Source organism: Gaetbulibacter aestuarii (genome assembly GCF_039537665.1).
Classification (GTDB): domain Bacteria; phylum Bacteroidota; class Bacteroidia; order Flavobacteriales; family Flavobacteriaceae; genus Gaetbulibacter_A; species Gaetbulibacter_A aestuarii.
On the sequence record NZ_BAABAY010000002.1, the window covers coordinates 99,848 to 125,001 of the forward strand.

Genomic DNA, 25,154 nt, shown 5'->3' on the forward strand with positions numbered 1-25,154 from the left:
AATGGTAGTTTTAATTCGAGATGTGGGTAGAGGAGGTTTGGTTAAATCCGATGATCCGATCGTAACGACCGCCCAAATCCCGATAGTAAATAAGCACTTTATAATCATTTTCGGTTTGCCAAAAATTACCGCTTATTTGGCCTTCGTTTAATTTTCCATCGGCTGTTACAACCACATATTTGTAATTATAAAAACCTTGTTTGAGTTTGAACTGGGTTTCGTATCGGCGTGTTTCCGGGTTGTAAAGCATTTGATTGTAATCATCTAGGGCGTAATTGTTGTAATTGCCATACACGTATATTTTTGAGCCATCAGTTAACTCCGGATAATTTAAAGCAAAATGCACCATGGTATAATCGGCTTCCACTTCAGGGTTGTCGGTATCCAGAGCGGTAATAAAAAAGCGCCCGTTAATGTCCGGATTATAGGTGTAAGGCAACAGGGCTCGGGAGCGGTTTACAAAAAGGAAGGAATTGTAAATATCTTCAAGTTCGATGAACTGCACGCCTTGTGAAGCCGAGCGCACGTCTTTGGTTTCAAAAAATAAATATTCATTGCCTCCGGGGAAGGCCGTTTTATCTGTATATCGATAAATAAGTTTATTACCAATGGTATACTGCGGTTTTACATTTGTTATGGCTGTATTCAGGTTGCTATTTTGAATGATAAGCGTATTAATGGTTTGTTTTGGGTTGTTGATCTTGTTGCCACCGGACACCTCTATATCTACCGTTTGTGTGGTTTCAATTGTTTTTACATTTCTGGAACGTTTAATACTGATACCGGGTGTTACCAAATTTTGATAGACCATAAATTTTCTTGAAAAAATCTTTTCACCGGAACTATCGTAAATGCTGATCAGATAATTCCCGGAAACTTTCAGGCCTTGTGTTTGTGCATTTGGGATGCTTAATTTATAGTGGGAATACAATTCATAGGTATTGAAGGAATTGCGGTAATTTTGGATGCGTTGATTATCTACACCGCGAAGAAATTCAGTTTTTACGAGCACGGAAGGGGTCCAGTCGTAATTGAAATGTTCAATGGTATAATAGAAATCCGGTTCGTGGGAAACCAAAGCGTCAAACTCCAGATCGAAGGCTTCCCCTAGTTTCAAGATTGGTAATTCGCCAAGCGGATTGCTCTTGCTTTTAAAGGTAATGGATTTAATGGTCTCGGGAGGGTTAAGTTCCTGAACCTGAGCCATGCTGAAACATGAAAGTAACAGGGTGCAATAAATAAGTAATTTATGAGTCATTTGCTAGGGTTATGAACAAATATAATCAAATTTCATACCTTAAGATATGTCGTATTGTTTATAATGATTATAAATAAAAAAGTTATCCACTTTTAAAACATTTATTATTATTAATTCGTATTTTTGCACCGATTTTTTTGATAACTAATTTCAATTAAGACATATGTCAAACGACATTCGAATTAAAAAAGGTCTAGACATTAAACTTAAGGGTGAAGCTGAAAAAACCATTGAAACTGCAGTGGTGAGCAACTTTTACTCGATACGACCTGAAGACTTCCATGGAATTATTCCAAAACTCATAGCAAAAGAAGGTGCAAAACTAAAAGCAGGTGAAACTGTTTTTTACAACAAAGACAACGAAGACATGAAATTTGTGTCGCCGGTAGCCGGTGAGGTTGTTGAGGTTGAGCGCGGTGCCAGAAGACGTATTATGTCTATCAAGATCCAGGCGAACAAAACCCAGGATGCAGTAGATCATGGTAAGTTTGATTTGGAATCTTCAGATGCGGAGAAAATTAAAGCACACCTATTAGCTTCAGGATGCTGGCCATTTATCAAGCAGCGTCCTTATGATGTTATTGCTAAACCTAATAATACCCCAAAGGGTATATTTATCTCTGGTTATGCCAGTGCGCCCTTAGCAGCCGATTTAGATTTTACGCTAACAGGTAAGGAAGCCGAGTTACAGGCAGCTGTTACGGCTTTAGGAAAATTAACTGATGGTGATGTTCATGTTTCTGTTGGAAAAAATTCAAGTTCGCCTTTAACAAGTCTGAATGGTGTTAAAACGCACCGCGTTTCAGGACCACATCCTTCAGGGAATGTAGGTACTTTGATAAACAAAGTGGATCCCATTAATAAAGGCGAAATTGTTTGGACTGTAAATGCCCAAGACCTCATCATTATTGGTGAATTGTTATTAACGGGAAAATTCAATCCGGAACGCATTGTTGCTTTGGCAGGATCGGCGGTTGAAAAACCTCGCTATTTCAAAACAAAAATGTGTAGTGAAGTTGCGACGATTATATATGATAAAGGTATTGCCAAGGAGAATCACGTGCGTGTGATCTCTGGAAATGTGCTTACCGGTCGTGAGGTGAAACCTGATGGTTTCTTAGGATATTACAGTAATCTTATTACCATTATCCCTGAAGGCGATGATTATGAATTGTTCGGTTGGAATAAACCTGTTTTCGATAAAGTATCTACAACAAGAGCATTAACCTTTTCCTGGTTGCAACCTAATAAAAAGTACGCTCTTGATACAAACACTAATGGAGAGCATCGTGCCTTTGTGGTAACAGGAAATTACGAAGAGGTTTTTCCTTTAGATATTTATCCAATGCAAATTTTAAAAGCTTGTATGTATCAAGACCTTGATGAGATGGAAGCTTTAGGTATGTATGAGGTGGCTCCTGAGGATTTTGCATTAACAGAGTTTATTTGTATTTCCAAACAACCACATCAAAAAATCATCCGCGAAGGTTTGGATCTGATGATTAAAGAAATTGGTTAAAAAACAAGCTACGAGAAATAAAAACATGATAACATGGGTTTAAAACAAAACTTACATAAACTTAAAGAAAAGTATCAAGGTAAAAAGATGGCTCCGGCCTTCAATGCCTTACATACCTTTTTATACACGCCTAATGAGGTAACACACGGCGGCACTCATATTAAAGCTGCTGACGACCTTAAGCGTACAATGAATACCGTGATTATGGCCTTGATCCCTTGTTTGATCTTCGGGATGTTCAACGCCGGATATCAGCATTATCGTGCCTTGGGAGAAATTCAGGCTACACATGGATTTTTAAGTGCGTCCTTTTGGACCTTAGATAATTTTATGGTTGGATTCTGGAACATTCTACCGTTGGTAATTGTTTCTTATGGTGTTGGTTTGGCTGTAGAATTTATTTTTGCCGTTATCAAAGGACACGAAGTTGAAGAGGGTTACTTGGTAACAGGTATGTTGGTGCCATTGATTGTTCCGGTTGATATTCCACTTTGGATGTTAGCCATAGCAGTGATCTTTGGTGTTATTATAGGTAAAGAGGTTTTTGGAGGAACCGGAATGAATATTCTCAATCCTGCCCTTACCATCAGAGCTTTTCTATTCTTTGCTTATCCAACCTGGATGTCTGGAGATAAAGTTTGGGTTCATGGTGCTGTGGCGCGCGATCAAGCCATTGCTGCCGGTCAGAATCTTGATGCCATTTCTGGTGAAACTATTTTAGGGGCCTTCGCTCAGAAAGATTCAATTATCTACAGTACCTGGGATATGTTCTGGGGCTTGATACCGGGTTCTGTGGGGGAAACTTCAAAATTTTTAATCATCATTGGAGGCTTGTTCCTGATCTTTACCAAGATTGGAAGCTGGCGTATCATGCTTTCTACAGTGATAGGAGCGCTAAGTATGGGTCTCATTTTTAATAGCATTGTAGATGCAGGAATCATAACAGAAAGCAGTAAATTCTATGGATTAATGAGTGTTCCATTCTGGCAACATCTTATCATTGGTAGTATTTTGTTCGGAGCTGTTTATATGGCTACCGATCCTGTTACGGCCTCGCAAACGAATAGGGGTAAATGGATTTATGGCTTCCTTATCGGGTTTATGTCGATCATGATCCGGGTATTCAATCCGGCTTATCCGGAAGGCGTATTCCTAGCCATATTATTGATGAACGTATTTGCTCCAACGATCGACCATTATGTGATCCAGGCGAATATTAAGAAAAGAATGAAACGTTTAAAAGTTAAAACTGCGTAATCATGGGAGAGAGTAGAACAGAAAAAAATTCTTATACCGTAATTTTCGCTATTGTTATGGTGTTCGTTGTTGGTGCTTTGCTAGCCTTTGCTGCAAAATCACTCGAGCCAACCATTACCGAAAATGAGCGTTTAGAAAAGCAACAAAACATATTATATGCCATGGGTATTAATCAGAACGTTGAAGGCGATAGTAATGCTGAATTCGTTTCTACCAAAGAAGCACCCGGCTTATTTAATAAGTATATCAAAGAACAAGTTGTTATAACCAATGGTCCTGATGGATTAAAGGTTGAAGATGATGATCAGGCTTATCTAATTGACGTTAAAAAACAAAAAGAAATCGCAAAAAACGGAGGTGTTCGTAAGTTACCTTTATTTATAGGTGAAAAAGATGGACGAACTTTCTACATCGCTCCTATTCGAGGAAAAGGATTATGGGATGCCATTTGGGCTTATGTCGCCATGGATAAAGATATGGTAGTTGAAGGCGCTTACTTTGATCATGCCGGTGAAACACCCGGGTTGGGAGCGAACATGAACAAACGTTTTTTCATGGATGATTTCACAGGTGAAAACCTTAAAAATAATGAAGGTGATTTTGTAGGGATCAATGTCGTAAAAGGTAATGGCGATCCAAATAACGAAGATAAAAAAGATAATAAGGTGGATGCGCTTTCCGGTGCAACGATTACCAGTAATGGTATCACAGCCATGATCAAGAACGATTTGAAGCTTTACATTCCTTATTTCAAAAAATTAGAAAATCAATAGAATATGGGACTTTTATCAAAAAAAGACGCAAAATTAATTACAGATCCATTAGCGGATAATAACCCGATCACGATCCAGGTATTAGGTATTTGTTCTGCTTTAGCGATTACTGCCGAGTTAAAAGCGGCTATTGTAATGGCGATCTCAGTAATGGCTGTTTTGAGTGTGGGTAACGTGGTTATTTCCTTAATGCGAAATGTAATTCCCTCCAAGATCAGAATTATTGTGCAACTCGTTGTGGTTGCCGCTTTGGTAATTATCGTGAACCTTATTCTTAAAGCTTTTGCTTATCAACTCAGTAAAACGCTTTCGGTTTTCGTTGGTTTGATTATTACAAACTGTATCATCATGGGACGTTTTGAAGCTTTCGCATTGGGTAATGGTCCCTGGAGATCCTTTCTAGATGGTATTGGAAACGCAGCCGGTTATGGGATTATTTTGATCATAGTGGCGTTCTTCAGAGAACTTTTAGGATCAGGTACTTTATTAGGAATTCCTGTACTTGGTGACCCCATCAGTAAAACGGGATTATACGCCTTTGGATACGAAAACAACGGATTTATGTTGTTATCGCCCATGGCATTGATTGTATTGGGTATCATCATTTGGGTACAACGTAGCAGAAATAAAGACCTTATAGAAGATTAAATAAAGTTGTGAGTCATTTGAGTTATGACACAACACTAAATATTAAATGAACATGGAACATATAGAGTTATTTTTCAAATCTATTTTTATCGATAACATGGTATTCGCCACCTTCCTTGGAATGTGTTCGTTTCTGGCTGTATCGAAAAAAGTGAGTACTGCCATTGGTTTAGGTGCCGCTGTAATCTTTGTATTGGCAATTACGGTGCCTTTAAACTGGTTATTAGATCAATATTTATTACAACCCGGTGCTTTAAAATGGTTAGGTGAGGAATACGCAAGTTACGATCTGAGTTTCTTGTCATTCATCATGTTTATTGCCACGATCGCAACTATGGTGCAACTCGTGGAAATAGTAGTAGAAAAATTTTCACCTTCATTATATAACTCTCTGGGAATCTTTTTACCACTTATTGCGGTAAACTGTGCGATCCTTGGGGGATCTTTATTTATGCAGTCCAGAGAAATTCCAACCTTGGGCTTAGCTTTAAATTATGGTGTTGCTTCCGGGATTGGTTGGTTCCTGGCCATTTTAGCTATTGCAGCTATTCGCGAAAAGATCAGATATTCAAACGTTCCACCTGCTTTAAGAGGTCTTGGTATTACATTTATCATTACTGGGTTAATGGCGATTGGATTTATGAGTTTCGGTGGAATGCTTACAGGAAGTGACGATGCTGCTGAGAAAAAAGAAGAAAAAACAGCTCAGGTTGAAACAATGCCTAAAACTGATAATGTCGTAAAAGAGGATGCAAAAAAAGGCGACGTAAAAAATAAAAAAGAGATTGCAAACAACATAAATGTAAACTAATAAGATGATTATTTTAGCCTCGGAAACATTAGGAACAGTAATAGCCACAGTATCGGTGTTTTTAGTAATTACCCTGCTGTTGGTAGCACTATTACTGGTAGTAAAAGAAAAATTATCACCCTCAGGACCTGTAAAGATCACCATTAATGGTGAAAAAGAAATTGAAGTGGGCTCCGGAGGATCATTACTTTCAACCTTAGGTGGTAAAAAAATATTCTTACCATCTGCCTGTGGCGGGGGTGGAACTTGTATTCAATGTGAATGTCACGTTCTAAAAGGTGGAGGTGAAGCACTTCCAACGGAAACACCGCATTTCTCCAGAAAAGAATTAAAAGAAGGCGCTCGTTTAGCATGTCAGGTTAAAGTAAAACAGGATATGGATATTACCATTCCTGAAGAGGTATTTGGTATTAAAAAGTGGGAAGCCACAGTTGTTCGAAATTATAACGTAGCTTCATTTATTAAGGAATTTGTAGTTGAAATTCCTGAAGATATGAATTACAAAGCTGGTGGTTATATTCAAATTGAAATTCCGCCTTGTGAGATAAAATATAAAGATATCGACATAACAGCGCATCCTGAAGAACATGAGAAACCAGACAAGTTTCAGGAAGAATGGGATAAATTCAATTTATGGCCATTGGTTATGAAAAATGATGAAGTTGTAGAACGTGCATACTCTATGGCTTCTTACCCTGCTGAAGGGCGTGAGATCATGCTGAACGTTCGTATAGCTACCCCACCATGGGATCGTAACAAAAACGGATGGATGGATGTAAATCCAGGTGTTGCATCATCTTTCATATTTGCACAAAAACCAGGTGATAAAGTAACTATTTCAGGTCCTTACGGTGAATTCTTTATTAATGAATCTGAAAGTGAAATGCTTTATGTAGGTGGTGGTGCAGGTATGGCACCAATGCGTTCGCATTTATATCACCTCTTTAAAACTGTAAAAACGGGACGTAAAGTGAGTTATTGGTATGGCGGACGTTCTAAACGTGAACTGTTCTATATCGATCACTTTAAATCATTAGAAAAGGATTTTCCTAATTTTAAATTCTACATGGCTTTATCTGAGCCTTTAGAAGAAGATAACTGGAAAGTAAAGAAAGATATTAACGATGAAGAAGGCGATGGGTTTGTAGGGTTTATTCACAACTGTGTGATTGATAACTACTTAAATCATCATGATGCTCCTGAAGATATAGAATTATATTTCTGTGGGCCACCTTTAATGAACAAAGCCGTTCAGAAAATGGGAGAAGATTTCGGAATCCCTGATGAACATATCAGATTTGATGACTTTGGAGGTTAATTCTTCAATTATAATAAATAAAAAACCAACGCCATGCGTTGGTTTTTTTTATGCTTAACCTTTTATTCTAAGACATTTTAGGAAGAAGCGGGGAGGGAACAACATTCTCTATCGGCTTTATACTTTTTAAATATGCAAAAATAGCTTTGAGATCGTCGTCCGGTAAATTTTTGTATGATTGCCAGGGCATTGGGGGTAACAATGGTCTGCTACCTTCCAAACCTTTATACAGGCCCTTTTTAATAGCCCGTAAAAACTGCTCTTCAGACCACGTACCAATACCTGAATCATCAGGTGTTAAGTTTCCGGCAAAGGAGGTTCCCCACGGACCGGTGGCAGAAGTTAGTCCCATATTGAACAAAATATAAGACTTGGCCGTGTTAGGGTCATACTCAGGTAAAACTTCATCGGCCGGGTAACCGGAAAGTAATCGATCAAAATCAAGTTCCATTCCGTTTTCAGTAAATTTTTTAGGGGTGTGGCAATCATGGCATCCTATCGAATTCACAAGGTGTTCGCCACGTGATACGGGATCCTCGACAGTCATTTCAGTGTCTACGGATTCATATTCCGAAATGTTTTCTTTTTTATCTTTTGAATTACATGCAGATAAAACAAGGCAGCAACCTGCTACCATGAGGAGGTGGTTTGTTGTCATAAGATTAGCTGGTTTGTTGTTAATTTACACTCTAATTTAAGAAATAAATCTCAAGGTTTTTTATAAAAGAAGATGGAAAAATTTCCGTTATTTAAAAAAATACTTAATGCACTACAAACCGATAAGAATGGGAAACGGTTTGTTCAAGAAAATTCGGAATGTATCAGGTTTAAACCAATACACATTTGGGTTCATCAATTTCAACCTCAAATAATTTTTTGTAATCCATAACGTTCGGAACATTGTCCAGTTGGCAAAGGAGTTCTATTACAGCAGAAAGGCCCTCGAACAATACTGCTTTATCCGTTGGATTATTTGGTTTTTTGTTTTTGTGGTGAAGTGGAACCTGAAAGCCACAAGCTTTTAAGAAAGTAGCTTCGATCTGTAAAAGTTCCAGAGGCGAATACCCATTAAACTTTCGACCTAAATTTTGATGTACCATCCCAAGGTAGTTCAGTTTTAGAGATCCGTGATCGTCAGAAAGGTGTTTCCAGGAATCAGTCTGACCCAAAATATTACCTACAGCGCATTGTTTACAACATTCCGGATTTAAATTCCCATTGTGGAAAGCATTGTACAAATTCTCTAAAGCAGTTTGTAATCGATTAGGAATAGTAGTCATAACAAAATTCTTTTTTTAAAATTATTAAAAAACAGAAAACTATCCTAGGCAATTCGGTTTTTTTGCAAAACACAAACACCTTACCAAGTCCTGGTTTTTTCAATATTTAGAAAAAAAATTAAAAAATGGTAAAAACATGCTGTTTGTCGATACTTTTTTTTTGTCACTGTTTGAAAAGTGCTGATTTCCGCAAAAAAATAATTATCGCAGTTAGTAATACATCTATCTTCGATACAAGTTAGTATTCAACCATAAAGTTCTAAAGGATTTTCGAGTAACAAAAATAATTTTGGTGGTTGGGCGCCATTCATTAGGTCTGCGATACTTCTCAATGCAGATTTGGATGGCGCTTTTTTACGCCCTAAAACAAAATTCAAGGTAATATTCTTTTCCAAGGTCTTTCACCAAAAAGATATTGTAACGATTGGATTTTTTGTTCACATTCCATAATGATCCTTCTGTGTACATGTAGCATTCCTAAACCTACCAGTATAATTTCGCCTATAGCATAAGATAATTACCCTGTAAATTTCCCTGATTTAAATAAGGTTTTACGTACCGGACTGAAGATTCTATTCATGTTTGGTTTAAATTAAGGAAGTCTGAATGGAAGGATTGAATCTCCTAAAAATTAATACAGCATGTTGTTTAGAATCTTTTTTAAGTTGGCTTCCATCATGGTTAATTTAGAATCTCTCATAAAAATTTGTTGCATCACTTTTTGTAATTCCATAAGCTCCATATGTGAATAATGATGTTGGTCTATTCCTGCTTCTATTTTTTCAAAACGTTCATCTTCCGAATCATTCTTGAATTCCCGATAGATCTTTTCAAAAGATTTTATGTTTACTCTGGATTTGATCAAGTTGAGCTCTTCCGCCATTTCTACGTCATCTGCATTTGCGCACATTAAAAAAATATAGGTTTCTAATTCTTTTTTACTCCAGGAATTAATATCGGATTTCATATATTATTGATTTATGTTGTTTTTGTTCTAGTAATTTAACTTCTAATCTTCTCAGGGAAAATCTCAATATTTATGAGGTAGATGAAGAGGGCAGGTTGCTATATAGGCTTAAAATCAAACCCATAGCGGTACTAAATTTACAAGTTTTATTTTTTAAAAAACAAAGGGAATAAAGAATTTAAATACCAGCATTAAAAATAGTATGGAAAACAAATTCAAAATGATACCCACTCTGGCCATTTGATTCACTTTCACGTAGCCGCTCGCAAATACTATGGCGTTTGGGGGTGTTGCCATGGGTAACATAAAAGCACAACTACTGGCGATGGTAACCGGAATTAAAAGATAAAGTATTGGAATATTCAAGCCCAAAGCAATTCCGGCGACTACAGGAGCCAAAACGGCTGTTAATGCAACGTTGCTCATTAGCTCGGTCATGAATAGCATCAAAGTGATCAATAATGCAGTCATAACAAAAATACTGATCTGACTTTCGGCTATGGCATTGGCTACAGCATCAACTATGCCGCTTTCCGACATGCCATTGGCCAATGCCAAACCACCTCCAAATAATATAAGGATACCCCAGGATAATTTTTCGGTATCACGCCATTTCAGTATAAAATCCCCACGTTTAAGATGGTGTGGGATAGCGAATAAAGCCAAAGCACCAATGATGCTGATCATGGTATCTGATAAATCTAAACTCGGAATCAACGTATTGATCAAACTTCGAAAGACCCATAAAAATACTATTATTCCAAAGGTGATTAGTACTTGTTTTTCATGCGGCGTGGTTTTACCTAATTTTTGTAGTTCATCTTTAATCACATCATGATCTGCTGTAAATGTTATGCCGTTATTCGGGAACATCCACTTCACTAAAACAAAATAAATGACACTGATAAGAACGATGGTGATGGGTAAACCAATAATCATCCATTTTAAGAATGAAATTTGAATATTGTATTCATTTTCCAATAAACCAATAAGAACAGAATTTGGTGGTGTACCAATAATGGTGGCAATTCCGCCGGCATTTGCAGAAAAGGCGATACCCAGCATGACACTCAAAGCAAAATTTTTGTCTGCCTTAGTAAAGCCATCAGCGTCGTTTATTAATAATTTAATGACCGACATGGCAATAGGAAGCATCACTACCGTACTCGCTGTATTACTAATCCACATGCTCATAAAACCTGTGGCAATCATAAAACCTAACACCACACGATTTGGGCTGGTACCGGTTTTATTAATAATATTCAAAGCAATACGTTTATGTAAATTCACTTTCTCTAAAGCCAGGGCGAGTACAAATCCACCAAAGAATAAAAACACAATGGGACTTCCATAATTGGCGCCAACATCACCTATTGGCATCACTTTAAAAAGCGGAAATAATACCAATGGTAATAGCGCTGTTACAGAAATGGAAACGGCTTCAGTAATCCACCAACAAACCATCCAAAGGGCTGTAGCTATTACGGTTGTAGCCTGGGCGGAAAGAATTTCAAAAGGTAAAAATTGAACAATTAAAAACAGTAATGGACCTAAAAAAAGACCTGTTTGCTTAGAGTATGGATGATGCACCATTAATGAAGTTGGTTATTTAATATTTAAATGTAATCAAAATTTTATTGCCATTGATAATAGTATTAATTTTGCAACATGCGAAAAGCACTTTCAAAGCAGGAACTACATAACTTGGCTATGAACCACGTTGGAAAGGATTTAGAACAGCGTGGGTTTGAGTTTATTGCGGTTAATAGTCAGCTTAAAAAGCATCCGCAATTTGTGTGTATAGATAAAAAAAGCAACTATTTTTTTGTTATTGTACGAGCGGTTTTATTACCCAATAATCCAAACAATTATGATGTAGTTTGGATGGAATCTTTTAAAAAACATGCCCGAGAAAAGAATGCGAAAGTATTATATGCGGGGGTTGGTTTGGGTAATCCTGAAGGTGAAAATTTACCGGTTTATTTAAATGAAGATTTTTTGATTGAATACCACGGTTTGCAAGTATTAGAAACTAATTTGAATTAAATGAAAAAGATTACCATTCTTATAATTTTATTAATGGCTTTCCTTTCTTGTGAAAAGGAACCCAAAAATGTAAAACTTCGAGGCCCTGTTTTTGGTACTGCCTATAATATCCAATATTACGCACCTCATGAGACTAATTATATTGAAGAGATCGATAGTTTGTTTGATGTGATTAATGGGTCTCTATCAACTTATCAGCCGAATTCTGATATTTCAAAATTGAACAGAAACGAACTTGATTCAGTTGATGATCATTTCGTAAATGTTTTCAAGGCATCCAAGGAAATTTATGAAAATACCAAAGGTGTTTTTGATCCAACGATTGGAAACATCGTGAATGCATGGAATTTTGGTGCAGAAACCAATAAATTTTTAACAGATAGTACAACCATTGATAGCCTCATGCAATTTGTAGGCTTTGATAAGGTGAAACGAAAAGGACATATTATTGAAAAACCGTCTTCAACTTATCTAGAATTTAACGCGATCGCTAAAGGTTATGGAATCGATGTTATCAGTAATTTTCTTGAATCTAAGAATATTCATAATTATTTAGTTGATATTGGCGGCGATATGCGGGTTTCAGGCACAAATTTAGAACGGCATTCGGGTTGGACCATTGGTATTGACGACCCTAATTTTGACGGGTCTCAGAGCTATTCGAAAGTTATTGTTTTAAAGGATGAAGCCATAGCGACCTCTGGAACATATCGAAAATTCAAGATCGACGACAACGGTAATCGTTATGCACATATTATCGATACGAAAACAGGTTATCCAACCAAAACCCATATTCTTAGTGTGTCTGTAATTGCTCCTGATTGTATGACTGCGGATGCCTATGCTACGGCATTTCAAGCTATGGGAGTAGAAAATGTTACAGAATTTCTAAAAACACATCCTGAGTTGAAGGTGTTTTTCATTTATGAAAATAATGAGCAGAAAATGGAAACAAAATCTCTAAACGGTTTCCCGGAGTAATAAGACTATTTAAAACAAACAGGAATAATTTCGCCATTAGCGAGGCAGTAAGATTTTACCTGTTTCGGCGTTAATGTTTTGGTATAATCCACCGGATCTACTTTAAAACCTATGTGACGAAGTTTATCGAAATAATCTTTTCCATAAACGCGAACATGATCATATTGGCCAAAAATTTTAGCGCGCTCCTTTTTATCGGTAATGCTATTATCTTCAAACGTTTGCTCTCTACTTAGGTCTTGTGGTATTTGAAGAATGGCCATGCCTCCGGGCTTCAGAACGCGATAAAGCTCTTTCATGGCCTGAGTATCATCAGGAATATGCTCCAAAACATGGTTGCATAAAATAACATCGAACTGGTTGTTCTCAAATGGAAGATCGCAGATATCAGCTTTTACATCCGCCAAAGGCGAATTCAAATCAGTAGTGGTATAATCGAGATTTTTAAGTTTTCTAAAGCGTTTGTAAAAGGCCTGTTCCGGTGCAAAATGCAATACCTTTTTTGGAGAAGTAAAAAAATCAGTTTCATTTTTTAGATACAACCAAAGGAGACGATGCCGCTCTAAACTCAGCGTAGAAGGGGAAAGGGCATTCGGGCGCTGCTTGCCATAACCATAGGGTAACAAGGATTTAAATTGTTTTCCATCAATAGGATCGGTATATTTTTTTCCTTTTAAAATAAACGCTAAAACAGGTCTTGCCGCATAGCTTAACCTGATCAGAACAGGTCTTGGAATACGATTTAGTATGAACTTAAAAACAGATTTCAAAATCGCTATTTATAGTCTTCCCGAACAGGATAAAAGGTGTCGATAATTTCGCAATCACTCAGCGCCACGGCGCTATGAGTTACATTTGAAGGAATCACACAAACGCTACCGGCTTCTAAAATTTGAGTAACGCCATCTATAGTCATTTCGAATTTTCCGGAAACCATTTGAGTAATTTGTTCATGAATATGTGAATGCTCCGGTAGAATGGCTCCTTTTTCAACCGTAATAAAACCGATAGTATTATGATCGGTATGGATATAACGTCCTGAAATGCCTTTAGCAAGTTCTTTTGATGGAATATTTTTTATGTTGTAGTTCATAAATTAAAGAACAAGCGCCTCTTTACGAAATTCATTTTCTTCGTCACTTTCAATGCCTAAAGCCTCGTAAATATAGGCAAAGGTTGAAAGTAATTCGGGCTTACCATCAACTAATGCCACATCATGTTCAAAATGCGCACTTGGTTTATTGTCTAACGTTGTAATGGTCCAACCGTCTCTATGTTGTTGTATTCTATGGGTTCCTAAATTGATCATCGGTTCAATGGCTACCACCATACCTTCGATAAATTTCTTACCACGACCGCGTTTTCCATAATTTGGCATCTCAGGATCTTCATGCATTTTCTTTCCTAAACCATGACCAACCAATTCACGAACCACACCATAACCATGGTCTTCGCAATATTTTTGGATAGCGTAGCCAACATCACCAACGCGATTATTTTTTTTGAATTCACGAATGCCTACATACAAGGATTCTTTTGTGATCTGGAGTAATTTTTCAGTCTCCGGATCTATGTCACCTACAGCAAAAGTATAGGCATGGTCTCCGTAAAAACCATTTTTCAAAGCACCACAGTCAACGGAAATAATATCGCCCTCTTTCAAAGGTTCTTTATTAGGAATGCCGTGAACTACCTGAGCGTTGGGACTCATGCATAAGGAATTTGGAAAATCGTAAAGTCCTAAAAAACCGGGTTCAGCACCGTGATCACGTATAAATTCTTCAGCAATTTTATCCAATTCCAAAGTTGAAACACCAGGCTTGATGGCCTTAGCTACCTCTCCTAAAGTTTTGGATACAATCAGAGCACTCTCGCGCATTAACTCAATTTCTTCTCTTGTTTTTACATGAATCATAATACATCAAAATATGTGCAAAGATACTTAAAATAAAACTTCAAATATTTATGGATTTATGACTTTTGACAGTTTTTTTCATAGATTGTATCAATAATTTTGTACCGTAAAAAGTTAATAATGCTATGTTTAAAAATGTAAGTGCTGCCGAGGCAGTAAAAGTGATTAAGAACAACGATAGAGTGTATGTACAAGCAGCAGCTGCTGCACCTCAATTATTAATGAAAGCCATGAGTGATTGCCATGATGAATTGCGGCATGTAGAGGTTTGTCATTTACATGTTGAAGGTGAGGCGCCTTATGCTAATCCTGATTACAAGGAGAGTTTTCATGTCAATTCTTTTTTCATTGGGAAAAATGTCCGTCATACCTTAACGGCGGGTAACGGGTCGTATACTCCGGTTTTTTTAAGTGAATTACCGTTATTATTCAAACGAAATATATTACCATTGGATGTCGCTCTGATCCATGTTTCAGTGCCTGATAAACATGGGTACTGTTCTTTAGGTGTATCTGTTGAAGCTACGTTAGCGGCCATACAAAATGCAAAAATTGTGATCGCTCAGGTTAACGAACAAATGCCTAGAACTCATGGCGATGGGATTATTCATCATTCTGAAATTGATTACTTCGTACCATGTAATGAACCTATTCCTGAACATCAATTTGGCGAACCTTCCGAAATTGAAGATAAGATCGGCGATTATATTGCCAGCCTGATCGAGGATAAAAGTACGCTGCAAATGGGCATTGGAACCATTCCAAATGCTGTGTTATCCCGACTTCACAATCACAAAGATCTGGGTTTACATACGGAAATGTTTTCGGATGGGGTTATTGATTTAATTCTGAAGAATGTGGTAAACGGAGACTACAAAAAAATTAGTCCCGGACGTTCATTAGCAACCTTTTTAGTAGGTTCTAAGCGTTTGTATGATTATGTTGATGACAATCCATTTGTGGAAATGCGGGAATCTGATTTTGTAAATGATGTTTCCAGAATTAAAAGGAATCCTCGAATGGTTGCCATAAATTCAGCCATTGAAGTAGATCTTACCGGGCAGGTTTGTGCAGACTCTATTGGTGGAAAAATGTATTCCGGTGTAGGTGGTCAAATGGACTATATCCGTGGAGCCTCATTGAGTAAAGGAGGAAAAGCCATCATTGCTTTACCTAGCGTTACTAGAAATGGTATTAGTCGCATTGTACCGGTGTTAAAACCCGGAGCAGGTGTTGTAACTACCAGAGCGCATATTCAATATGTGGTTACAGAATATGGTATTGCTAACCTTTACGGTAAAACGATTAAGCAGCGGGTAAAAGCATTGGTTAATATAGCTCATCCCGACCACAGAGAAGCTGTAGAAAAAGCCTATTTTGAGTTGATTTAATCTTATTTGAATAAGCCTAAAAAGCCTTTTTTCTTTTTTGGAATTTGTGGGGTTTCGTTGGTAAGGGTTTGGTAAACATGAGCCCAACCGGGGAAACCTCCCAAATTTCGATCGTCGATAAAAAGATCCGCCAATATTTTTGGGCTTCTGTTGGTGTCATCCTCTTCCTCCGGGAAACTTTTGTTCACGGCGTAAAAAACAATACCTTTTTCTTTGCAAAAGTTTACCGCCTCATCCAAACGATCACCACATCTGTAGGTCCATAAAATAAGCCGATGACCTTGGTCTTGAAGTCTTTTTAGAGTTTCGAAAGCAAATACCTGAGGTTTTCCAATCTCAGGATAGGCGTCTTCAACTATAGTGCCGTCAAAATCAACAGCAATGGTTAAGGCGTGTTTGAAATTCATTTTAAATCGTTGCTTTACGCTTTGCTTGCGAAAATAGGGAATCTTTTTAACTTAAATTAACGCATGTTGTGTCATGGCTTTCGGTTGCTCAATACCCATAAGTTTTAAAATGGTTGGAGCCATATCACCCAAAATACCATCTTCAATATGTTTTAATTCCTTGTCTACCAAAATAACAGGAACGGGATTTGTTGTATGAGCCGTGTTAGGCGTACCATCCGGATTGATCATAGTTTCACAATTCCCATGATCGGCTATAATGATTGTGGTATAATCATGATCTAAAGCCGTTGAAACGACATCTTTTACACAGGCGTCAACAGCTTCACAGGCCTTGATTGCAGCTTCCATGACACCGGTGTGGCCTACCATATCACCATTGGCAAAATTCAAACACACGAAATCTGCTGTTTCGTTTTCCAATTCAGGAACCAGAGCATCGCGTAATTCATAAGCACTCATTTCGGGTTGCATGTCGTAAGTGGCAACCTTAGGTGAATTCCTTAAAATTCGGTTTTCGCCCTCAAATGGTTTTTCCCTTCCTCCTGAGAAAAAGAAGGTTACATGCGGATATTTTTCTGTTTCAGCAATGCGAATTTGTTTCTTGTGATGTTTTTCCAGGATCTCTCCCAAAGTATCCACCAGATTGTCTTTATTGAAAATGACATGAACGTTCTTAAACGTATTATCGTAGTTCGTCATGGTTACATAATACAGATTCAGCTTGTGCATGTTTTGTTCATGGAAGTCTTTTTGCGAAAGTGCTTCTGTTAATTCACGACCACGATCTGTTCTGAAATTGAAGAAAATCACAACATCACCATCCTTGATTTGTGCTACTGGTTCTCCACCTTTGTCAATCATCACAATAGGTTTAATGAACTCGTCAGTAACGTCATCATCATAACTTTTCTGGATGGCATCGGTAACATTGGTTGTTTTCAAACCTTCACCTTTAACCACAGCATCGTAAGCTAATTTTACACGTTCCCATCGTTTGTCCCGATCCATGGCGTAATAACGTCCGGTTACCGTTGCTAACTTGGTGTGTTTATCTTCAATATAATCTTCCAAAGTTGTAATAAAGCCATACCCTGATTTAGGATCTACATCACGGCCATCGGTAAAGGCGTGAACATAAGTATGCTCCAAACCATAAGATTCAGCGGCATCAATGAGTCCGAATAAGTGATTGATATGTGAATGTACACCACCATCACTTAGTAACCCTAAAAAGTGTACATCTTTATTATTTTTCTTGGCATATTCAAAAGCATCAACCAAAACCTTTTCATTTTGAAGGGTTTTATTTTTTACCGCCAAATTCACTTTTACCAAATCCTGGTAAACAATACGTCCGGCTCCTAAGTTCATATGACCAACCTCACTGTTTCCCATTTGACCTTCAGGTAAACCAACATTTAAGCCATCTGTTCTTAAGGTAGCATGGGGGTATTTTGTGTATAAGGAGTCTATAAAAGGTGTATCAGCTTGATCTACAGCAGAAACTTTTGGATCGGGAGAAATACCCCAACCATCAAGAATCATCAGTATAACTTTCTTATTCATTTCTTAAAAATTTTAATACTAAACAAAGATACGGAAGTATTGATTATTTTGATCGTGATAGGCTTTAAAAACACCTATTTTAAAGGGTTTTATTAATCTTTTATGATTTACTTCTTTTCGTTAACGATTTGTGAATCAAACGTTAAAAATGTGTTATTTATATTTTTTTTGTGTAACAGTTTCGAAAATAAGTCGTCATTTTATATAGATCAAAAATCGTAATCATTAATCAAACTTAAATTCTTTCATCATGAAAAAAACAATCATTTTTACAGTTATCGCCATGTGCTTTGCCATGGTATCCGTTCAAGCGAACGCCACGACCACTAAGGGAGAACCTTTAACTAGTGCGAAGTATTTTAAAGTGAATTCATTCTGTGTTTCCATTGCCCTTGGCGATATTGAAACCGTTCAAAAGCTTTTGGCTTTAGGAGAAGATGTGAATCAGATGTCTAATGGAATGACACCAGCAATGTATGCCGCAAAATACAACCGTACAGAAATTTTAAAGATTTTAATTAACAGAGGAGCAGATCTTAAGCAGAAGTCAGACAAAAGTATGACGGCTTTACAATATGCCAAGTTGCACGGTGCTAAAGATGCTGCAGGTATCATTAAAAATGCCTTAGCGGACCTAAAAAAGAATAAATAATTATACGTTATAATTATTTTGAGTTAGTCGCTCCAAAAAAGCCTTGTTGATCACAAGGCTTTTTTTATTGTATTTAGTGAATTTATAAATGTTTACAAATGGTATCGTAGGGTTAATTTTCTTAATATCAAAGGCTTCTCCAATAATTTGAAATCCCTTTTTTTGTAAAAACATGTAGCTACTTCGCGAGTATTACACCTTAAAAGATCTGCGTGCATTTAAACTTAGCCAATTTATTAACTCTGTTTTGATTTATTAACTAAATTCGTCGTTATAGTTTTTATTTATGAATGTAGTATTTAAAATATTGGATCCAAAAGATATTCATCTGATTATTCCTTTGGTATTTGAATTGAATAAAGGGAATATTCCTGAGACGACTTTGAAAATTCGGTTTTCAGAAATGGTCACACAAAATTATGAATGCGCTGTAACTTTTGCAGATGGAGAATTAATTGGTGTTTGCGGTTTGTGGTTTTGTACCCGGCATTATTCAGGAAAAAGCGTGGAACTCGACCATGTCTTTTTAAAAGAAGGATTTAGAGGCAAAGAAATTGGCAAACAATTCATTAACTGGATCGAAGCATATATAAAATCCAAAGGTTATGAAACTATGGAGTTAAATGCCTACGTAAATAACCATAAAGCACATAAATTTTATATGAATGATGGTTACGATATTTTAGGCTATCATTTTTTAAAAAAGCTTCAAAAATAACTTGATTTCGGTACAAAATGAATTTATATTTGCATACTCAGGCGGGAGTAGCTCAGTTGGTAGAGCGTCAGCCTTCCAAGCTGAATGTCGCCGGTTCGAACCCGGTCTCCCGCTCTAAAACCTTATCAATCCGGATAAGGTTTTTTTATTTTAAATGATTGAGTTCACTTCCTGATTCTAACTCGTAAGGCTCTTTATTGTATTCAAAAATTCGTGCTGTTAACGGCCCTTTTAAAACAATTGAATTACCCCGAACATCCAACCAGCTTCCTTCTCGTAAACCAATTACAGGGGGCGTGTTGTAAGCATGAAATTCCCGGATGCGGGTTTCTCGGGTTTCTCCCATATGTTTGCTGTTTGAATCCGGATCAAGATAATGCGGATTAATATGAAAGGGTACCAAACCCAGGGCATTGAAACTGGGAGGAAATACAATGGGCATATCATTCGTAGTTTTAATGGTTAATCCACAAATGTTACTACCGGCACTGGTTCCTAAATATGGAATTCCTGAATTTATAGTTGCTTTCAAGGTGTCGATCAGATCATTCTTATATAATTGGTTTAGCAGCACAAAGGTGTTGCCACCTCCGGTAAAAATTCCTTTGGCTTCGCGTACAGCTTTTTTAGGATCATCAAAACTGTGGATGCCCACTACTTTTTTTCCAATTTTTTCGAAAGCTTTTTGGGTGTTTGCTGTGTAGTTATCATGTGAAATTCCTCCGGGTCTGGCATATGGAATAAACAGAATTTGCTCCGTGTCTTTAAAAAAAGTTTCCAGTTCCTTTAAAATATATTCAAGATAACCACTACCATGAACTGTTGAGGTACTGGCGATAATAATTTGCTTCATAAAAAACCTATTTCTTTTCTGGTTTAAAGATACCATTTACTCAAATTTCAAACGAATTTTAATGAAAAACTTAGGAATAAATAGTAACTTTAGTAAAAATTCAACATGAAAAAACTGCTACTACTTTTATGCTTTGGTTTTAGTTATTTAGGTTATGGTCAAGACTTTAACCGGATAAAAGTAAGTGGAAAAATTATTGTTGAAAGTGAAGATGTTTCCGGCATTACCATCTTTAATGCCACATCAAATAAAGGTACCATTACCGACGAAAAAGGAGAATTTACTCTGGCTGTTCGACAGAATGACCTTATTGAGGTTAGTGCTTTACAATTTCAAAATATCAGTTTTCGGGTTAATGAAGATATTATGAAATCCAGGTCTATGAAGATCTTCCTTATTGATGATATCAATCAATTGGATACCGTTGTTTTACTACCTAATAAACTTACAGGTAGCCTGGATGAAGACATGAACAAATCAGCTCCTTTTATGCCTAAAATGGATGCTCTTTACTTTGCTTTGGGAAATATTGGTGAATTTGAATTTGAAAAGGATGACAAAACCGAGGTTAGAAATATTGCCGTAACTGAGGAGCGCACACGTTTGGTTAATGGACTAAATGTTGTGAATATTGTAGACCAGCTTTTATTACCGCTATTCCGCTCTAAGAATAAAACTAACCCTGAAGAATCTGTTAATGAAGTGCCTATAGACTCCTACAAGTATTATTTTAGTGCTCAATTCCTGATGGATAATTTTAATATACCTGAAAATAGGGTAGAGGATTTTATTCAATATGTTCAGGATGAAAAATTCGATTATTCCCTACTTCAATATGGTAACGAAATGCGATTTCTAGAACTTCTGACGCAAAAAAGTAAGTCGTTTTTGGAGCAATAAACTACGTAAAAGCCCTATTTAACAAAAGATTAGAAATATTTAAGATTTTCTTTTCAACTTTTTATACGTTCTTTAGATGTCTAAAAATTAGGGATCTTGAAAATATTTGTTAGCTTCTTTTGTTTGCTTTCTGCAGGTATTATTTCAGCACAATCAGTAACGCTTGATGGTCAGGTGATAGCAGATAGTGATGTTGAAAATATCAATGTGATGAACATTACCAGTAAAGTAAATACGATTACAGATGTTCAAGGGCGATTTCGTATTACAGCGAAACTTCATGATACCATCATTTTCAGTTCCTTAATATATAATCCTATGCAGATTCAAATAGATCAACAAACCTTGTTAGGTAAAACGCTGGTTGTTCACTTAACCAATGCCGTAAATGAATTAGATGAGATTGTATTGGGTAAAATTTTATCAGGACATTTGGGAGATGATATTAATAATGTGGAAGGTAACACTCCTGTGAATTTTTATGATGTTGGAATTCCGGGATATACAGGAAAATTAGCATCCCAAAGCGAACGACGATTAAGCGAAGCCTCAAGTTTTAAACCTTCGGGAGGTAGCAGTGGTTTTGGCCTTGGTGCAGCCATGCAGTTCACGCCGATAATAAATGCTATTTCCGGTAGAACTAAAATGTTAAAAGGACGGGTTTTACATGAAGCTAAAGATGATTTATTACACCGAATAAAAACGACTATTGCACAAGATTTTTTTAAGTTTTTTCCTTTGAAGAAGGATGTACAAACCGATTTTCTTTACTTCTGCGAAGCTGATCCCACGTTTATGCCAAGATGTAATCAAAAATCTGATTTTGAAATCTTTGAATTTTTAAGGGAAAAGCTAGAGCAATACAAGAAGAATCTTAATGAAAAATTCGATTAATTATTTTGGAACACTTTTTGAACCTTAAAAAAACAATTACTTTTGCCTAAAATTGAATGCTATGAACTATATAAAAGTAGTTTTTCTCGGTTTATTTTTCACCTTAAGCTCATTTACCGTTTTTCATAAATATTATGTGAGTGTAACACAAGTTAATTACGTTCCTGAAGAAAAAGCTGTACAAATAATATCACGTTTATTCGTGGATGACATCGAAAGAGCGCTTCAAAATAATTATAATGATACGTTGGTTATTGCCGGAAAAAACGAGCCCGAAATTGTAAACACCTATTTAAAAAAATACTTTAATTCCCGCTTCTCGGTGAAAATAAATGGGCAGTCTTCCAATATTAATTTTATCGGTAAAGAATACGATGGAGATATCATGAAATGTTATCTTGAAATTCCAAATGTTTCCCAGGTTTATTCCTTTGAAATTACTGATGCTATTCTGTTTGATATTGATGATAGTCAAAAGAATATCATTAAAACAAATATCAACGGTAAACAGAAAAGTTTCATTTTGGATACCGATTCGAAAAAAAAGGTGTTAAATTTTAATTAAAATTCCCTTTTTACCCTATCGATTTTCTTATTTTCGAGCATTTTGTAAATAACTAACTTCAAATAAAAATTTTAAAAGAAAAATTAATATGAAATTTATTCCATCCCTAAGTTTGGCGCTCTGTTTTGTGGTGTCCGGAGTTTTTGCTCAAGAAGTTCAACAAGGACATACGGACAATAACAAGTTCAAACAGATGAAAGATCTTTTGGCAACGCCTAATGAAACCAGAACAGCCTCTGGAGCACCGGGTTATAAATACACACAACAACAGGTAGATTACATCATGGACATTCGGTTAGATGAACCAAATGACCGCATTTATGGTGAAGAAACAATTACCTATCACAACAATTCTAATGATATATTACCATATCTATGGGTGCAATTAGACCAGAATATGCGTTCCAAAGATTCGAAAACTCCCGATGCGAAAAGTGATAATTTCAACCGCCCTTATAGTTCCGTTCAAAGTTTTACAAAGGACAATTTAGAAGCTCCTTTTGATGGTGGTTTTAAGTTGGCTTATGTAAAAGGTGAAGATGGTAAAGACCTACAACACATGGTAAACCGCACAATGATGCGCGTTACCTTACCTGAACCGTTGAAACCTGGTGAGATTTTTAAATTTAAAATGAAGTGGTGGTATAACATCAATGATATTAATGTGGATGGCGGACGTTCCGGTTTAGAAACCTTCCCTGATGGAAATAAAAATTATACCATTGCACAGTTTTACCCAAGAATGTGTGTTTATAATAACGTTGAAGGATGGCAGAACATGCAGTTTTGGGGCCGTAGTGAGTTTGCTTTGGAATTTGGAGATTTTGATGTAAATATAACCGTTCCTGCTGATCATATCATGGAAGCTACAGGGGTTTTGCAAAACCCAAAAGAGGTATTAACCAAAGAGCAGCAAAAACGTGTTGAAGAAGCGAAGAAATCTTTTGATAAGCCTGTTTTTATTGTTACTCAGGAGGAGGCAGAAGCAAATGAGAAGGGTAGAAGTACGGAAACAAAAACCTGGCATTATAAAGCTCAAAATGTAAGAGATTTTGCATTTGCCACCTCTCGTAAATACATTTGGGATGAGATGGCTGTAGATATTAACGGACATACGGTAATGGCAGTTTCCTTATACCCAAAAGAAGGTAACCCGCTGTGGGAAGATCTTTCTACTAAAGTGGTTGCCAATACGCTGGAAGTTTATTCAAAAATGACATTTGATTACCCGTATCCAAAAGCTGTATCTGTGCATTCAGAACGTCAGGGTATGGAGTACCCAATGATCTGTTTTAACTACGGACGCCCTAACCCTGATGGTACGTATTCAGAAAGAACAAAAAGAGGGATGATCGGTGTGATAACACACGAAGTAGGTCATAACTTCTTCCCCATGATCGTTAACAGTGATGAGCGTCAGTGGACGTGGATGGATGAAGGTATTAACTCGTTCGTTGAAACTTTAGCTGAGCTTGATTTCGATCCGGATTATATCACAGGAAATTTACCAAAAGATATCATTCCTTATATGAGTGGTGATCAAAGTTATTTGTCACCAATAATGTCTCAAGGTGATTATGTGCATCAATTTGGGCCTAATGCCTACACCAAACCGGCTGCAGGACTATACATGTTAAGACAAACCATCATGGGACCTGAATTATTTGATTATGCATTCAGAACTTATGCACAACGTTGGATGTTTAAGCATCCAACACCTTCAGATTTCTTTAGGTCAATGGAGGATGCATCGGCTATGGATTTGGATTGGTTCTGGCGTGGTTGGTTTTACACCACAGATGTGAATGATATCGGAATAAATTCAGTTGACGAATATTACCTCACAGATAAACCTACCCAACAAGCAAGTGAAAGTTTAGATCGTATTTCCAAACGTTACAATATTAAAGTAGACAAAGATAAACTCATCTATTTTGCAAAGGTTGAAGAAGGTGAGAAGAACATGGAAAAGAAAAAGGCAACTGACTTTTCTGCCTTGAATGACTACATTTCTGGTTTAACTCAAAAGGAAAAAGATGCTTTGGTTGATGCACCCGAGCATTTTTATCAAGTCACTTTTGAAAAACCGGGAGGGTTGGTAATGCCAATAATTTTGCAAGTAACCTATGAGGATGGTACCAAGGATCGTTTCACATATCCGGCACAGATCTGGAGATATAATGATAAACAAGTATCCAAAGTATTAAAAACTCAAAAGGCTATAAAAAGTTTTGAGATCGATCCTGATGCTGAAACAGCCGATGTAAATACCGATAATAATTCATGGCCAAGATCTGTTGAGCCTAGTAAATTTGACAAATTCAAAGAAAAAATTAAATCATAATTGTTAATAAAAAAAGCCAACGTTATGTTGGCTTTTTTTTGTTAAATAGTTTTAAATCTTAGGTGCTTTTTAATTTATTTACAAAACA

At 36.7% G+C, this 25,154-nt stretch carries 26 protein-coding genes and 1 tRNA gene; 16 read left to right on the plus strand and 11 right to left on the minus strand.

What is annotated here, in order from left to right; all coding sequences use genetic code 11:
• Positions 1 to 10: 10 nt before the first annotated feature.
• Positions 11 to 1,258, minus strand: a complete 1,248-nt coding sequence (locus ABD682_RS09030; protein ID WP_344740920.1) for a type IX secretion system plug protein — start codon at positions 1,256 to 1,258, stop codon at positions 11 to 13.
• A 163-nt stretch (positions 1,259 to 1,421) separates the two neighbouring features.
• On the opposite strand from ABD682_RS09030, the gene ABD682_RS09035 reads away from it, so the two are divergent.
• The 6 genes from ABD682_RS09035 to nqrF are packed head-to-tail and all read left to right on the plus strand — an operon-like array spanning position 1,422 to position 7,584.
• The gene (locus tag ABD682_RS09035; RefSeq protein WP_344740921.1) at positions 1,422 to 2,777 is read left to right on the plus strand and encodes a Na(+)-translocating NADH-quinone reductase subunit A; all 1,356 of its coding nucleotides are present in this window, start codon (positions 1,422 to 1,424) and stop codon (positions 2,775 to 2,777) included.
• A gap of 33 nt (positions 2,778 to 2,810) precedes the next feature.
• On the plus strand, positions 2,811 to 4,034 hold the full coding sequence (locus ABD682_RS09040; RefSeq protein WP_344740922.1) for an NADH:ubiquinone reductase (Na(+)-transporting) subunit B: 1,224 nt from the start codon (positions 2,811 to 2,813) through the stop codon (positions 4,032 to 4,034).
• A gap of 2 nt (positions 4,035 to 4,036) precedes the next feature.
• Positions 4,037 to 4,807 (plus strand): Na(+)-translocating NADH-quinone reductase subunit C, encoded by a 771-nt coding sequence (locus ABD682_RS09045; protein ID WP_344740923.1) that lies wholly within the window; start codon positions 4,037 to 4,039, stop codon positions 4,805 to 4,807.
• A 3-nt stretch (positions 4,808 to 4,810) separates the two neighbouring features.
• Complete coding sequence (locus tag ABD682_RS09050; RefSeq protein WP_344740924.1) at positions 4,811 to 5,455, plus strand: NADH:ubiquinone reductase (Na(+)-transporting) subunit D; 645 nt, start codon at positions 4,811 to 4,813, stop codon at positions 5,453 to 5,455.
• Between the two features lie 52 nt (positions 5,456 to 5,507).
• Positions 5,508 to 6,266, plus strand: coding sequence for an NADH:ubiquinone reductase (Na(+)-transporting) subunit E (gene nqrE / locus ABD682_RS09055; protein ID WP_344740925.1), 759 nt, complete (start codon positions 5,508 to 5,510; stop codon positions 6,264 to 6,266).
• Between the two features lie 7 nt (positions 6,267 to 6,273).
• Positions 6,274 to 7,584, plus strand: coding sequence for an NADH:ubiquinone reductase (Na(+)-transporting) subunit F (gene nqrF / locus ABD682_RS09060; RefSeq protein WP_344741615.1), 1,311 nt, complete (start codon positions 6,274 to 6,276; stop codon positions 7,582 to 7,584).
• Positions 7,585 to 7,651: 67 nt separating this feature from the next.
• On the opposite strand, the gene ABD682_RS09065 is transcribed toward nqrF, so the two are convergent.
• The 4 genes from ABD682_RS09065 to ABD682_RS09080 all read right to left on the minus strand — a co-directional run bounded on the left by ABD682_RS09065 (position 7,652) and on the right by ABD682_RS09080 (position 11,424).
• The gene (locus ABD682_RS09065; protein ID WP_344740926.1) at positions 7,652 to 8,242 is read right to left on the minus strand and encodes a diheme cytochrome c-553; all 591 of its coding nucleotides are present in this window, start codon (positions 8,240 to 8,242) and stop codon (positions 7,652 to 7,654) included.
• 169 nt (positions 8,243 to 8,411) lie between these two features.
• The gene (locus ABD682_RS09070) at positions 8,412 to 8,864 is read right to left on the minus strand and encodes a Na(+)-translocating NADH-quinone reductase subunit F (protein ID WP_344740928.1); all 453 of its coding nucleotides are present in this window, start codon (positions 8,862 to 8,864) and stop codon (positions 8,412 to 8,414) included.
• A gap of 631 nt (positions 8,865 to 9,495) precedes the next feature.
• Entirely contained in the window at positions 9,496 to 9,831 is a 336-nt protein-coding gene (locus ABD682_RS09075; RefSeq protein ID WP_344740929.1) for a hypothetical protein, read from the minus strand.
• 153 nt (positions 9,832 to 9,984) lie between these two features.
• Positions 9,985 to 11,424, minus strand: a complete 1,440-nt coding sequence (locus ABD682_RS09080; RefSeq protein WP_344740930.1) for an SLC13 family permease — start codon at positions 11,422 to 11,424, stop codon at positions 9,985 to 9,987.
• Positions 11,425 to 11,499: 75 nt separating this feature from the next.
• Here ABD682_RS09080 and ABD682_RS09085 point away from each other — a divergent pair, with 75 nt between their 5' ends.
• Both ABD682_RS09085 and ABD682_RS09090 read left to right on the plus strand, forming a co-directional pair.
• Positions 11,500 to 11,877, plus strand: coding sequence for a Na(+)-translocating NADH-quinone reductase subunit F (locus ABD682_RS09085; RefSeq protein WP_344740931.1), 378 nt, complete (start codon positions 11,500 to 11,502; stop codon positions 11,875 to 11,877).
• The gene (locus ABD682_RS09090) at positions 11,878 to 12,858 is read left to right on the plus strand and encodes an FAD:protein FMN transferase (protein ID WP_344740932.1); all 981 of its coding nucleotides are present in this window, start codon (positions 11,878 to 11,880) and stop codon (positions 12,856 to 12,858) included.
• A gap of 5 nt (positions 12,859 to 12,863) precedes the next feature.
• Here ABD682_RS09090 and ABD682_RS09095 read toward each other — a convergent pair whose 3' ends face one another.
• Genes ABD682_RS09095 through map form a run of 3 tightly spaced genes read right to left on the minus strand, consistent with a single transcriptional unit; the run spans position 12,864 to position 14,773 of the window.
• Positions 12,864 to 13,628, minus strand: coding sequence for a class I SAM-dependent methyltransferase (locus tag ABD682_RS09095; RefSeq protein ID WP_344740933.1), 765 nt, complete (start codon positions 13,626 to 13,628; stop codon positions 12,864 to 12,866).
• 5 nt (positions 13,629 to 13,633) lie between these two features.
• Positions 13,634 to 13,951, minus strand: a complete 318-nt coding sequence (locus ABD682_RS09100; RefSeq protein WP_344740934.1) for a cupin domain-containing protein — start codon at positions 13,949 to 13,951, stop codon at positions 13,634 to 13,636.
• Positions 13,952 to 13,954: 3 nt separating this feature from the next.
• A complete protein-coding gene (gene map / locus ABD682_RS09105) occupies positions 13,955 to 14,773 on the minus strand; it encodes a type I methionyl aminopeptidase (RefSeq protein WP_344740935.1) in 819 nt (272 codons plus the stop codon).
• A 125-nt stretch (positions 14,774 to 14,898) separates the two neighbouring features.
• Between map and ABD682_RS09110 the strand changes: the two genes are divergently transcribed.
• Positions 14,899 to 16,164, plus strand: a complete 1,266-nt coding sequence (locus tag ABD682_RS09110) for an acetyl-CoA hydrolase/transferase family protein (RefSeq protein WP_344740936.1) — start codon at positions 14,899 to 14,901, stop codon at positions 16,162 to 16,164.
• 2 nt (positions 16,165 to 16,166) lie between these two features.
• Here ABD682_RS09110 and ABD682_RS09115 read toward each other — a convergent pair whose 3' ends face one another.
• Entirely contained in the window at positions 16,167 to 16,571 is a 405-nt protein-coding gene (locus ABD682_RS09115) for a BT0820 family HAD-type phosphatase (RefSeq protein ID WP_344740937.1), read from the minus strand.
• Positions 16,572 to 16,622: 51 nt separating this feature from the next.
• Positions 16,623 to 18,140 carry a 2,3-bisphosphoglycerate-independent phosphoglycerate mutase gene (gene gpmI, locus ABD682_RS09120; protein WP_344740938.1) on the minus strand — a complete coding sequence of 506 codons (1,518 nt, stop codon included), beginning with the start codon at positions 18,138 to 18,140 and terminating at the stop codon, positions 16,623 to 16,625.
• A gap of 250 nt (positions 18,141 to 18,390) precedes the next feature.
• On the opposite strand from gpmI, the gene ABD682_RS09125 reads away from it, so the two are divergent.
• The 3 genes from ABD682_RS09125 to ABD682_RS09135 all read left to right on the plus strand — a co-directional run bounded on the left by ABD682_RS09125 (position 18,391) and on the right by ABD682_RS09135 (position 19,624).
• Positions 18,391 to 18,792 (plus strand): ankyrin repeat domain-containing protein, encoded by a 402-nt coding sequence (locus tag ABD682_RS09125; RefSeq protein WP_344740939.1) that lies wholly within the window; start codon positions 18,391 to 18,393, stop codon positions 18,790 to 18,792.
• A gap of 286 nt (positions 18,793 to 19,078) precedes the next feature.
• Positions 19,079 to 19,510 (plus strand): GNAT family N-acetyltransferase, encoded by a 432-nt coding sequence (locus ABD682_RS09130; protein ID WP_344740940.1) that lies wholly within the window; start codon positions 19,079 to 19,081, stop codon positions 19,508 to 19,510.
• Between the two features lie 41 nt (positions 19,511 to 19,551).
• Positions 19,552 to 19,624: transfer RNA gene (locus tag ABD682_RS09135), tRNA-Gly, on the plus strand.
• Between the two features lie 31 nt (positions 19,625 to 19,655).
• Here the strand turns inward: ABD682_RS09135 and pepE are convergent.
• The gene (gene pepE / locus ABD682_RS09140; protein WP_344740941.1) at positions 19,656 to 20,363 is read right to left on the minus strand and encodes a dipeptidase PepE; all 708 of its coding nucleotides are present in this window, start codon (positions 20,361 to 20,363) and stop codon (positions 19,656 to 19,658) included.
• Between the two features lie 105 nt (positions 20,364 to 20,468).
• Between pepE and ABD682_RS09145 the strand changes: the two genes are divergently transcribed.
• From ABD682_RS09145 to ABD682_RS09160, 4 genes are all read left to right on the plus strand, one after another.
• Positions 20,469 to 21,263 carry a carboxypeptidase-like regulatory domain-containing protein gene (locus ABD682_RS09145; RefSeq protein WP_344740942.1) on the plus strand — a complete coding sequence of 265 codons (795 nt, stop codon included), beginning with the start codon at positions 20,469 to 20,471 and terminating at the stop codon, positions 21,261 to 21,263.
• A gap of 96 nt (positions 21,264 to 21,359) precedes the next feature.
• Positions 21,360 to 22,157, plus strand: coding sequence for a carboxypeptidase-like regulatory domain-containing protein (locus ABD682_RS09150; RefSeq protein ID WP_344740943.1), 798 nt, complete (start codon positions 21,360 to 21,362; stop codon positions 22,155 to 22,157).
• Positions 22,158 to 22,218: 61 nt separating this feature from the next.
• Entirely contained in the window at positions 22,219 to 22,722 is a 504-nt protein-coding gene (locus ABD682_RS09155) for a DUF6702 family protein (RefSeq protein WP_344740944.1), read from the plus strand.
• An 88-nt stretch (positions 22,723 to 22,810) separates the two neighbouring features.
• Entirely contained in the window at positions 22,811 to 25,066 is a 2,256-nt protein-coding gene (locus ABD682_RS09160) for a M1 family metallopeptidase (protein ID WP_344740945.1), read from the plus strand.
• The last annotated feature ends 88 nt before the right edge of the window (positions 25,067 to 25,154 follow it).